This window comes from Anabaena sp. AL93 (genome assembly GCF_001672085.1).
Classification (GTDB): Bacteria; Cyanobacteriota; Cyanobacteriia; order Cyanobacteriales; family Nostocaceae; genus Dolichospermum; species Dolichospermum heterosporum.
The window spans coordinates 16,418-28,589 of sequence record NZ_LJOU01000025.1 but is presented as its reverse complement, the minus strand read 5'-3'; the positions used below and the strand labels follow the sequence as shown (position 1 = coordinate 28,589).

Annotated in this window: 12 protein-coding genes and 2 pseudogenes; 5 read left to right on the top strand and 9 right to left on the bottom strand. The window is 38.0% G+C overall.

Annotated features, from left to right (window positions below; all coding sequences use genetic code 11):
- Positions 1-88 precede the first annotated feature (88 nt).
- The 7 genes and pseudogenes from AN486_RS08640 to AN486_RS08610 form a co-directional block, all read right to left on the bottom strand.
- A complete protein-coding gene (locus tag AN486_RS08640; protein WP_190383796.1) occupies positions 89-940 on the bottom strand; it encodes a methyltransferase domain-containing protein in 852 nt (283 codons plus the stop codon).
- Positions 941-1,152: 212 nt separating this feature from the next.
- Positions 1,153-2,493 carry an ABC transporter ATP-binding protein gene (locus tag AN486_RS08635; RefSeq protein WP_190383797.1) on the bottom strand — a complete coding sequence of 447 codons (1,341 nt, stop codon included), beginning with the start codon at positions 2,491-2,493 and terminating at the stop codon, positions 1,153-1,155.
- A gap of 58 nt (positions 2,494-2,551) precedes the next feature.
- Positions 2,552-3,391 (bottom strand): ABC transporter permease, encoded by an 840-nt coding sequence (locus tag AN486_RS08630; RefSeq protein ID WP_290600204.1) that lies wholly within the window; start codon positions 3,389-3,391, stop codon positions 2,552-2,554.
- A 403-nt stretch (positions 3,392-3,794) separates the two neighbouring features.
- Positions 3,795-4,562 carry a Uma2 family endonuclease gene (locus tag AN486_RS08625; RefSeq protein ID WP_053540013.1) on the bottom strand — a complete coding sequence of 256 codons (768 nt, stop codon included), beginning with the start codon at positions 4,560-4,562 and terminating at the stop codon, positions 3,795-3,797.
- Positions 4,563-5,242: 680 nt separating this feature from the next.
- The gene (locus tag AN486_RS08620) at positions 5,243-6,049 is read right to left on the bottom strand and encodes an ABC transporter permease (protein ID WP_290600178.1); all 807 of its coding nucleotides are present in this window, start codon (positions 6,047-6,049) and stop codon (positions 5,243-5,245) included.
- A 117-nt stretch (positions 6,050-6,166) separates the two neighbouring features.
- Positions 6,167-6,838 carry a Uma2 family endonuclease gene (locus AN486_RS08615; protein WP_053540015.1) on the bottom strand — a complete coding sequence of 224 codons (672 nt, stop codon included), beginning with the start codon at positions 6,836-6,838 and terminating at the stop codon, positions 6,167-6,169.
- A 342-nt stretch (positions 6,839-7,180) separates the two neighbouring features.
- Positions 7,181-7,324: pseudogene (locus AN486_RS08610) on the bottom strand (Uma2 family endonuclease); the annotation flags it as partial.
- Between the two features lie 108 nt (positions 7,325-7,432).
- On the opposite strand from AN486_RS08610, the gene AN486_RS08605 reads away from it, so the two are divergent.
- The 5 genes from AN486_RS08605 (at position 7,433) to AN486_RS08585 (ending at position 10,523) form a co-directional block, all read left to right on the top strand.
- Complete coding sequence (locus tag AN486_RS08605) at positions 7,433-7,624, top strand: DUF2862 domain-containing protein (RefSeq protein ID WP_053540016.1); 192 nt, start codon at positions 7,433-7,435, stop codon at positions 7,622-7,624.
- Positions 7,625-7,709: 85 nt separating this feature from the next.
- A complete protein-coding gene (locus tag AN486_RS08600; protein ID WP_290600177.1) occupies positions 7,710-8,810 on the top strand; it encodes an ArsA family ATPase in 1,101 nt (366 codons plus the stop codon).
- 92 nt (positions 8,811-8,902) lie between these two features.
- Positions 8,903-9,937 carry a chlorophyll synthase ChlG gene (gene chlG / locus AN486_RS08595; protein WP_290600176.1) on the top strand — a complete coding sequence of 345 codons (1,035 nt, stop codon included), beginning with the start codon at positions 8,903-8,905 and terminating at the stop codon, positions 9,935-9,937.
- A gap of 203 nt (positions 9,938-10,140) precedes the next feature.
- Positions 10,141-10,356, top strand: a complete 216-nt coding sequence (locus AN486_RS08590) for a hypothetical protein (protein WP_168636546.1) — start codon at positions 10,141-10,143, stop codon at positions 10,354-10,356.
- A 17-nt stretch (positions 10,357-10,373) separates the two neighbouring features.
- Entirely contained in the window at positions 10,374-10,523 is a 150-nt protein-coding gene (locus AN486_RS08585; protein ID WP_233455532.1) for a hypothetical protein, read from the top strand.
- Between the two features lie 542 nt (positions 10,524-11,065).
- Here the strand turns inward: AN486_RS08585 and AN486_RS08580 are convergent.
- On the bottom strand, positions 11,066-11,698 hold the full coding sequence (locus AN486_RS08580; RefSeq protein ID WP_190383806.1) for a bifunctional 4-hydroxy-2-oxoglutarate aldolase/2-dehydro-3-deoxy-phosphogluconate aldolase: 633 nt from the start codon (positions 11,696-11,698) through the stop codon (positions 11,066-11,068).
- Positions 11,699-11,724: 26 nt separating this feature from the next.
- Positions 11,725-11,829, bottom strand: a pseudogene (locus tag AN486_RS08575) (ATP-sensitive inward rectifier potassium channel 10); the annotation flags it as partial.
- Positions 11,830-12,172: the final 343 nt, after the last annotated feature.

The window sequence follows — 12,172 nt, the reverse complement described above, 5'->3', positions numbered from 1 at the left end:
TGATTTACCAATTCTAAGAGATTTCCCACTTCTTTTTTGCCACTCCAACTCACATAAGGCATATTGTATTTTGATGATAAATTATACCTTATTTTGTTGTAAGCTCCTTAAATTTAAACCAAACCTTTCTGAGCTTCCAAAACTTACTACTCTCCATAGCTTTTATACATTGCTGAGATTGTTCTAAATCAGATTTATAAACCTCTAATTCAGATTTATAAACCTCTAATTCAGATTTATATTGTTGGGCATAATATTCTGTCTGATGAAGTTTACTTTGCAAATTTGCTAGATCAGATTGAGAACGCTGCAACTGAAACCGATATAAATCTGTTTGTCCTCTTTCCGTTAAAATCTCAAGATAACGTTCGTTAAAATGCTGAGATTCAATCACTAATTCTTTATTATCAAGTGGCTTCCTTGCTATTAAAACAGAGTCATGCCAAACATTACTACCATCAGCATAATCTTCATCTTTCCACTGAGTAAATGTCTCTAAGACTTCGAGTTTAGCAAATTCTGCTATTGCTCTCATACCATCTGGATAAAACCTCCAGCAATCTACTGGATATCTGTGTTCGTAACCGCTCGAAGGTGCAACAAGACAGCATATTCCATCAGACTTTAAGACTCTAGCAATCTCCATTATTGTGATCCAGAAATATTCAATATGTTCTAATGTCTGTCCAGAGATTAGGACATCAACAGAACCAGACTGTATTTCATCCCATCTATAAGGATTACTGATAACAATATCTACATTTTCTCCTGCTTCTACATCTACTCCAAAATATTCCCAGTTTGGGGACTCGAAAATAGGACTGTAAGATCCTCCGATATTTTGACTACCTAGATCAAATATAATGAGTTTGTCCGATTGCTTATCTTGGAGGTATTTATCCTTAAAGGACTGCATTTTATCTATTGAACTTTGGTGCATATACTCTCTCTAATTAATTTGATTTAATTTCAACACTTCTACCTCAGGGGAAACGCATCTTATCAATAAGGGCAATTTAATCTCAATAATGACCAAAATATTCGCATTAACGACCGTTATTGACAATATTTTAGTCCATCACTATGACTCTGAAAAAATCAATCAAAGGATAAATTGGGATTTATTGGTTTATACATTAAATCGGTATTTTGTCAATAAAATTTAGATGCGTTTCCCCTGACTTCTACCTCCATCCTAACATCCACAAGAGCGGTAATTTTTTTATTTGTATTCGGAGGCAGCACCTGAAATACTAACGCATTATCAATCCAATCTAAGGTTAAAGTCTCATAGTCCTGAGCTACTGCAACTGTCACACTGTATGAACTTGGTCTTAAAGGCAAACTAAATTTAAATTTAGTTTCCAATTCTTCATTTGGTTGTAATTCATCAATTTTAATGTTCTCTTCATAAGTATTACTACCAATAATTTCGTTTCCATTTTTATCACAAATAATGAAACCTATCATGCAACTTTCGAGATGTTCATAAACTTTTATTCTTACTAATAGCACAACCTCTTGATTAAATTCAAAGATAGAACTTTCACCAACATTGTCATCTAAATTATTCAGTAACTTAATACCTTCAATTCTAGCTTTTCCGCTTCCTCTGCGGAATAAATTTCCAGGATTTTTATCAATAGGTGTTTTATCATAAGTAGGCGACAAATGTGATTTATTATCTTGGGTTACATCTAGAAATTCCCTATTTGGCTCTTGTTCCAATTTTGTATCTATCTGTGTTAAACCCATATCTAATTCTGTCGCTAATTTTAAATATTTTTTAATTATTATATTTGGTGAACCAGTGCTAATTATTGCCCCATCATGAATCATGATTGCCCAATTACATAATGTTTTTATTGTACTAGGATCATGGGAAACAAATAAAGTTGTGACTCCAAAATCCATCAATGCACGCATTTTGCGGATACAACGATGTTGAAAGAACATATCCCCAACCGCTAAAGCCTCATCAACAATTAAAATATCTGGTTCAACATTTACTGCTACAGCAAAAGCTAACCTGACAAACATACCACTAGAATAAGTTTTTACTGGCTGATCGATAAAATCCCCAATATCGGCAAAAGCAGCTATATCATCAAACTTATTTTCTATTTCTTCCTGACTTAAACCTAGAATACGTCCATTAAAAAATACATTTTGCCTCCCAGTAAACTCAGGATTAAAACCACTTCCTAATTCTAATAAAGCCGAAACTCTGCCATTAACTAATACTTGTCCTGTAGTTGGTGTTAGTGTCCCCGCAATAATTTGTAGAAGTGTACTTTTACCAGATCCATTTTGTCCGATAATCCCAAAAGTTTCGCCTTTACAAATATCTAAGTTAATATCTCTTAAAGCCCAAAACTCCTGTGCATAGGATTTTCCAGGTAACAACAATTCTTTAAGCCTATCTACAGGACGAGCATAACGCTTAAAGCACTTTGATACATTTTTTAGGGAAATTGCAATTTCTTCTCCCATGCTTTTACTGTTAATCCTCACAAATTAAAAACAATAACCACAGTGCCATTCTTAATGTTCACAATACATCAGCAAATGCTGGACGCAATCGCTTATAAACTGTAAACCCACAATAAAATATCATAACTGATATCGCCGAAGCTACACCCCACTCACTCCAATGCTGTACCTCCCCCACTAAAACTATATCCCGATAAACTTCTGCTATAGCTGCCATGGGATTTAACCAAAACACCCATTTTCGGAAGGCTTCAGGAATTGCTGAAGCCGGATAGATAATCGGTGTCAAGTACATCCACACATTTAATAATACTCCCATTGTTTGTGGAATATCTCTCAAAAACACTGTTAGCCCCGCTGTCAAATAACCCAACCCAGCAGTTAATAATAACTGTGTCAGCCAAACTAAGGGTAACAGAGCCAAGGTAGTATGTAAAGTATGAGTCGTGATAGCTACGAAAAATATCAACGCCATTAAACCAAAGGAACTTTCAATAAACGTTGATAAAATTGGCACTAGAGGTAACAATGCCAGAGGAAATACCACCTTCTTAACTAAATTCGGCTGTCCTATTACTGAACCAGCAGACTGCATAAGTCCACCTGTAAAAGCAATCCAGGGTAATAACCCCGCAAATAGCCACAAGCCAAAGGTAAAATTATTTTCTGGTAAACCCTTTAAAGTATGCAGTTTCACCTTCAGCACTATGGAAAATACATAGGTGTAAATTAGTAATTGTGATAACTGATTAAGTAGAGGCCACAAATTGCCTAATACAGAACCTTTATACCTTGCTTCCAAATCCCGACGGACTAAAGTTCTCAGTAAGTCGAATTTCCCCCACCATTTTTCATCTACTGGTAGAATCCGCCTTAGTTTGACTATCTTACGTATAATCTCCACAGTTGATAACAATTTTTAATTCCTTGTGATTAGTATACACCTCGTTTTTTCCTAATTCGTTTTTTCCTAATTTATACTATCAGGATCTACACCGAGCGAACTGACAAGTCAGTGCTTGCGCTATCGCAAACGTACTGCTTCTTTTGCTGTAATCATTTTTACCATCTCCTATTTAGCTGATAATTTTAGGACTTACGCATTGATAGAAAGTACCAAATATGGTCTATAGTTTTCGGGCGTTCCTACACGATTTTTAGTGATGCCTCCGGCAAGCGAAGCTATCGCTATCAATCGGAAGTTAATCGCCAAAAGCCTGAAACGACTGATTTTCGTTCATTCACGTCATTGTAAATTTGTACAGTGCGTAAGTCCTGAAATATATCATAAAGATCATTAGTTATAAAATATCGGCTTCAATACCTAACTCCCTTAATTTTTGCGCTAGAATAGCTGCTTTATTCTCTGCGTCATCAGCCCTTTGACGTTCAGATTCAGCCCTTTGATGTTCAGATTCAGCCCTTTGACGTTCAAGTTCAGCCCTTTGATGTTCAAATTCAGCTTTTTTAATCTCTTCTAAATTAGCTTCTTCTGGTGTAGGGACTAATTTTCCTTCAACAGTAAAATATCTTAACTTATCTTCCCAAACCCCTAGATATAAACCTAACTCCTGACTCCAATACCAGGCATTTTCTGATGCTGGAATAGTTTTATACTCACTGTCTGTTAATCGCCATCCTACCAATTCTAAGGTATTCGGGGAAAACCAAAAATACTCAGGGGTGCGGAATTGATTTTGATACAACTGTTTTTTCAATCCCTTATCTACCTTCGCTGTAGAATCAGAAAGTAATTCAATTATTACATTGGGATATTTACCATCTTCTTCCCATATTACCCAAGAAAGACGTGGACGTTTTTCCGTATCTTTAACTAAAAAAAAGTCTGGTCCTCTAAAGTCTCGATTTTTTAACTGTTGTCGGCTATAGTAAACGCTAAGATTTGCACCAATAAAAAAATCTTCTCTATTACGCCATAACCATTCTAAACAAGTTACTAATATTAATAGTTGTGTATAGTGTAAAGAGCTTTCCATTTCTGGTTCGTCGCTGAGTAGTTCAGTGCAATCTGGCATTAATGCTTCTATTTCTTGTGCGGTTAAAGCCATAGATTTTATTAGGATAAATTACTATCTTTGGTTAATTATAAACTATCAGGTTCTAGTCTAAGGAACGCAAATTTAATAACCTGCAATTCTGATGTAACCTGGAATGGTGCGTTACGCTGTCGCTAACACACCCTACTTTTGCACCTTATTTAATTCACATTCCTAAGTAGGTTGGTGTTGAAAATTGTCGTTATGGAAAGGCAAAAGGCACTCATGCAAGAGGCAAGAGTGAAGAGGGTTTGGGCGATTTTACATTTCTTTACACAGTTTGGTTTTATTGTGTTCACCTACTTATGCAATTACCAAACGATAGCTATGTTAGAGGGTGTTTGAAAAGTTATGCTTGATGTATCAAATATTTTTTACCCCTCCCTAACCCTCCCCTTGTAAAGGGGAGGGAACTGGATTTTTATTGTTTCCCCCCTTGTAAAGGTGGGACTAAGGGGGTAGCAATGTGATGAAAATTACGGAATACCACTTTTAAAACATCCTCTTAGAGGTTGTTTGAAAAGTATTAGATCAAACCGATAATCTCCAAAAACCTAACCCCCCTGCCCCCCTTCCCTACGTTAGCGCAGCGTGCCGAAGGACGGGAAGGGGGGTTTCAAAGCCTCTCCCCGCTTCGGGGAGAGGTTTGGAGAGGGGTTTGTTTATACATTAAAAACTTTTCAAACATCCTCTTACAGCAAATCCATAAATTGATGCCGCCACAGGTGAAAACAAGTCCATCCCAAGGCTAAAATAATGATGCCACTCAGTAAAGCCCCCCAAATCAGACCTAAATCTGGTGGAGAACCTGATAATGTAATCTGACGGAGACTTTCGATGATTGGGGATAAGGGGTTCAAACCTAAAAACTGTTTTACCGGCTTGGGAACAATAGCTGCTGGGTAAAAGATCGGACTGCTAATCCAAATTACAAATACTACCAATTCATAAAAGTAAGGTAAATCCCTGAAAAATACGTACAAAGCACTGACTAAAAAACCGACTCCTGTAGAAACTAAAATTAATGCTAAAAATGGAAATACTAAAGCGATGACATTGATGAGACTTTTGGAATTAATCAATGTCATAATTGCTAGTAACGGAAATGCTCCCACTGAAAATTGAAAGACATTGGACGAAATCATTGATACCGGAAAAACACTAACTGGTAACTGAATCTTATTTAATAATGCACCATTGCCGACTACGCTGGTTAAAGCTTGGGATGTGCAAGCGGAGAAAAAATTAATTACTAACAGTCCTGTCAGCGCTGCCAGCATATAGTTAATGATGGAGTGACCATAGTAGGATGCAAAGGTAGCACCAAAGATGGCAGTATACAACCCTGTCATAATCAATGGGTTCAATAGTGACCAATAAACTCCTAGAAAAGACCCCCGATAACGGACTTTCAGCGTCCGTCCAACTAAGACGTGCAGGAGTTCGCAATAACGCTGCACTTGTAACCAATTTAAATTATCTTTCAGGGAAAGTGTCATTCTTATAGCACCATTACACACCGGAAAAAAGTCATTTTGGCATTCTATACCATACGAGTGCAATTGTTGACGATTAATTTTCAGATAAGTGAAATTTTATCTATCTCAGGTAATTACTTACAAACTATCAGAGTCAATACCTAACTCCCTTAACCGTTGAGCCAAAATTGCTACTTTAGCCTCCGCATCATCAGCCCTTTGGCGTTCACTTTCAGCCTTTTCTGCCAATTCTGTAGGTATGAGTAATTTATCACCTGTATCAAGACGGTAAAATCTTAAAAGCTCCCCTTCCACTTCTAGACGCAATCCCAACGGCTGAGATAAACTATCGGTAATGGGTTGATAAATCTCATCCTGTAAACGATACCCCTGTAACTTTTTGTTAATCCATTCTCCTTTCGGGTCAAATAACCAATATTCTAAAATCCCTAATTGTTCATACAATAACTTCTTTTGCTCTTGATCCTGCCTTTGAGTTCCGGCACTGGTCATTTCCAAGACAACTTGGGGAACTTGACCTTCTTCCCAGACCTTATAATTATCTCTACCTCCAGGTGGCACATCAAAAATTACCATCACATCTGGTGCTACTCTTAATTTCGGAAAACTTTGAGCATAGTATAAAAATTGATTTGCGAGTACCGTTGCTTGTCTTCCTGCTAGGTACTGTTTTAAAACTTCTAAAGTAGTTAAAATCGCATAGAGATGTATATAGGTTTCTGCCACGGGTTCTCCATCAGAGCTAGGATATTCGATGGTGACATCGGTTAACTTTATGGTTGTAGTCATAGTTTTTTCCTAATTAACCACACTATCAGGATCTAAGTAGGTGAACACAATAAAACCAAACTGTGTAAAGAAACGTAAAATCGCCGAAAACTTCTTTACTCTTGCCCATTGCCTCTTGCCTTGCCATAACGACAATTTTTAACGCCAACTCACTTACGCCTAGCGATCGCAAATAAGTAGTGAGACAGAATTAATTACACAATGTCATTGCGTTAGCAAAGCGTGGCGTTAGCCATATGGAACGAAGTGAATTGAAAATGTTGGGTTTCGTTCCTCAACCCAACCTACGTATTTTTGCTTTTTAGTCTTAACCGAACAGTATTGTATCAGGATCTATTCCCAGCGATCACGCCATAACCACTCTAAGCTAGTTACCAATAATAGGAACTGCATATAATGCAAAGAACTTTCCATTTCCGGCTCATCACTTAATAAACGAGTCGCATCGGGCATTTGTTGTTCTAGCTGTTGGGCTGTAACAAACATAAGAGTATACCTACTTGCTTACTGATTTAATTTTAAGCCATGAACAATGAAAACAGAGTGCCAGATTCAGCTACACTGAGATTTGGATTATTTTATTTTAACTAGATCATGGACATCGGACAGAAAGTTAAGGTGATTCGTTTGCGCGATCGCGTATCCTCTACTATCGCTCAAAAACTCGGCAAAATTGGCACTATCGAAGGCTACAAAGTCACAGATGGTAAAGGAATTGGTGTGGTAGTCAAGTTTGACGACAACTCCTCCACTTGGTTTTTTGAAGATGAAATCAGACCAGCTTAGTCAAAACAACTTATAGCAGAGGCTAAGAAGATTGGTTGAGTGCTAAGTTGTTATTGACAAGATCGGCAAAATTGGAAATTAAGTAATGGCCTTGATACTGACGTTTTTGGGCAAAAACGGCATCGCTCGCAGTAAGATAGCGATCGCCGCAGCCATTAGTTTGGCAACACAAGGCAAACGGGTACTCCTAGCAGGACTAGCAGATCCAACATTGTCAATTCTACTCAATACTACTCTGACTCCTGACCCCCAGGACATCTCTCCCAATCTCCAAGCAGTACAGTTTCAAGCATCTGTACTGCTAGAACGCAACTGGGAAGAAGTGAAAAAATTAGAGGCTCAATATCTCCGTACACCAATTTTTAAAGAGGTTTATGGGCAAGAATTGGTAGTATTACCGGGCATGGACAACGCCCTCGCTCTCAATGCGATTCGTGAATATGATGCCAGTGGCAAATATGACGCGATTATTTATGATGGTACGGGCGACGCTGCCAGTTTGCGAATGTTGGGAATGCCAGAATCTTTAAGTTGGTATATGAGAAGATTCCGACAATTGTTTGTTAACTCCGATTTAGGGAAAACAATTTCCGAATCTCCTGTAACGCAACCTTTAATTAGCAGCCTGTTTAATTTTAATTGGACTGCTGATAATTTCTCTCAACCCACTAACCAAGTTAATAATTTCCTCGAAGAAGGTAAAGCTGCCTTAGCTAATCCTCGGCGCGTTGCTGCTTTTTTGGTGACAACATCAGAACCCATTGATGTGGCAAATTCCCGTTATTTGTGGGGAAGCGCTCAACAAATTGGTTTAACTATTGGTGGAGCAATTTTAGTTCCTGGTGGAGAAAATACCAATTTATCCGAGGAATTTGCACCTCTACCTGTGAGCATAGTTCCTGATGTTGTCAATGGTGAATGGCAACCTCTGATAGATGCTTTACCCAACTTTGTCGAGCAAGCATTACAAGCTAACCAACCAATTGAAATTGACGTACATAATCGCCAAGTACGCTTATTTTTGCCTGGGTTTGACAAAAAACAAGTCAAGCTTATTCAACAGGGTCCAGAAGTCACCGTAGAAGCCGGAGATCAAAGACGTAATATCTTCCTTCCCCCGGCTTTAAGTGGGAAACCTGTCACAGGTGCAAAGTTTCAAAATAGTTATTTGATAATTTCTTTTTAGGGATTGGGGACTGGGGATTGGGGACTGGGCAATAATTACCAATTACCCATTACCTATTACCAATCACCTATTACCAATTACCATTACACCTTATGTCTGAATCAACTCCCATTAATCCCAATTCGCAGCCGAATGAGGCTGTAGAATCTCCAAATCCAGAAGTTACAATTACAGAAGACCGCAATGCAAAAACTCGGCAATTGCTGGGAATGAAAGGTGCGAGTGCTGGGGAAACTTCTATTTGGAAAATTCGCTTGCAATTGATGAAACCGATTACCTGGATTCCCCTAATTTGGGGTGTGGTCTGCGGTGCGGCTTCTTCTGGTAACTATACCTGGACTTTAGAAAATGTTTTGAAGTCTGCCCTGTGTATGTTGCTTTCTGGTCCGTTGTTGACTGGTTATACCCAAACCATCAATGATTATTATGACCGGGAAATTGACGCGATTAATGAACCTTATCGTCCTATACCTTCGGGGAGAATTTCGGAAAAGCAAGTAATTAGCCAATTCGTGCTTTTAGTATTATTAGGATATGGAGTGGCTTACACCTTAGATTTATGGGCAGGTCATTCAGTTCCTAATGTTTTACTGTTGTCTGTTTTTGGTAGTTTCATTGCCTATATCTATTCTGCACCACCATTGAAATTAAAACAAAATGGTTGGTTAGGAAATTATGCTTTGGGTGCAAGTTATATTGCTTTACCTTGGTGGGCTGGTCATGCTTTATTTGGGGAATTGAATTGGACAATTGTGGTTCTGACTCTATTTTACAGTTTGGCTGGTTTAGGTATTGCCATTGTTAATGATTTTAAGAGTGTGGAAGGCGATCGCCAATTAGGATTACAATCATTACCAGTTATGTTTGGCATCCAAAATGCGGCTTTGATTTGTGTCGTCATGATTGACTTATTTCAAGGTTTGGTCGCAGGTTATTTGGTGAGTATTCACGAGAATTTATATGCAGCGATTCTCGTATTATTAATCATTCCCCAAATCACTTTCCAAGATATGTATTTTCTTCGTGACCCCATAGCCAATGATGTCAAATATCAAGCCAGCGCTCAACCATTTTTGGTTTTGGGAATGTTGGTGACAGGTATTGCATTAGGTCACGCCGGCGTTTAATTGTAGGGTGTAATCAGTCGTAAAAACCCCTATCCCGTCTGGGAATGAATTCCCAGTCTCATAGCGAAAGTCATCTAAAGATGACTAAAAACTGGGTAAATTTATTAGTCCGTTTTAACGGACTTTAGCTATGAGACAGGGAATTTATTCCCTGGCTTAAGGCTTAAGTTGATAGATATCAGCAATGCGCTCAATTCCTAATTATGAAAAAAATAGAAATAGAACTAGATCAAGAAACCTATGACAAAATACAACAATTAACCCAGACTAATCATTGTCAAATCTCAGATTTAATTAAAGCCATGATTGAGCAACTTACTCAACCAGAAATTCTCAACGATTCATTTATTGGCAAATGGTCAGATGATGCGGAATTAGTTGATCAACTAATTGAAGATATGTTAAAACATAGACCCTAAAAAATAATAAATTAATATTGAAAAATAAAACTTTAATTGATACAGATATTTTATCGGAAATTCGCAAAGGCAAAAATCCCCAAGTTATAGCTAAAGCCATTGCTTATAAAACTAGTTTTAAAAATCATACCATATCTGTAATTACGGTTTCAGAAGTTATCAATTGATGTATCGCTTTTCTGTAGCTATGGAGAATGCGATCGCTATTCTCTCATCAATATTTGTAGGTAAATTTAGGCTTTTAGCAATGAAAAGTCAATAATTAACCAATATATTCAATTTCACCTAAGTCATTGATTAATATAAGTGATCCCACAGATAAAGATGAAAGGATGTCACTAATTTTTTCCATCAGAGGAACTAAGGGACTTCCAAATAAAAAAATATTCAACCACCTAACGCAAAAATCTCTCAAACCCTTATTCCTCTGTGTCCTCTGCGCCTCTGTGGTTCGTTAATCAGGATAATTTATTTCTTGGAAGTCCCTAAATGATTAGGATGAGTGCTAGAAGCTGATAAGTCAGCGCTTGCGCTATTACTACTCATCTATCGTTAATAATTTGGGCGTTGCTGATTTTAGGGATGAAAATAATTTTGCATACGTTCAAGACTCTTGTAGAGACGTTCCATGGAACGTCTCTACCTCCAAAAATCATACGCCAATTCAGCAACGCCATAATTTGAAGGGGTTTAGCAATGCGCTTTACCTCTAATGTAACCTCTGCATGAGGATTCTGGCTTGTTCACTGATAGCTTGCCAATTTTCCTGTAATACTGATTCTGTGGGGAATAATTCGCCACTTAACCCCACCGCTACTGCACCCACTTGTAAAAAATCTTGAGCATTTTCTAATGTTATACCCCCCGTAGGAATTAGGGGAATATGCCCAAGGGGTCCTTGTAAACTCTTGATATAGCTAGTTCCGCCCACTGCTTGTACCGGAAACACTTTGACACAACTTGCACCATGATTCCAAGCGGTAATAATTTCTGTGGGTGTCAATGCACCGGGAATAATGGGGATATTTGCGGTTAATGCAGCTTGAATCATATCTATATCCGTGTGGGGACTGAAGAGAAATTGCGCCCCACAGGCGATCGCCTCTTGTAACTGTTGAACATTAAATAAAGTCCCCGTACCAATCATACAGTTAGGTAATTTAGCACGGAGTTGGGCAATTAATTCCGGTGCGCGATCGCTATTCCAGGTAATTTCAATTAACTGCATTCCTCCAGATGCTACAGCTAAAGCCATTTTCTCACCCCATACCATCTTCGGGGCGCGAATAACAGCGATCGCTCGATGTAATTTTAACTGTGACAACCAAACTTGATTAGACATTTTTACCGTAACTTAAACAGCATCAATTAAACTGGTAAGACATCGTGAAAATGCGTATAGTCACAGTAACGATGTCCATCAGGCGTATGGTACATAATATCTACAAATTGATGATTCCACAAAATCTTATTATACTCAACATGGTTGAAATATGGACTTTTGGAAAATTACGAAAAACCTAGATTTGTAGGGATTTAGCTCTTGCTTTACCCCTAGTAGTTCGTCAAATTTATTTTGACGGGTAATGAGTTTCATCAATCCCAATCAGCAAAACCTGATGTTAGCTTAATAATGCTGAAGTTATCCCATACAGAGGACTGGACTCATCAATAATGTGCATTACCGTCCAAGATAAAGAAAAAAGCATCTAAAAAAGAACCTGGTTTAGCATTAGGGACTTCCAAGAAATAAATTATCCTGATTAACGAACCACAGAGGCGCAGAGGACACAGAGGAATAAGGGTTTGAGAGATT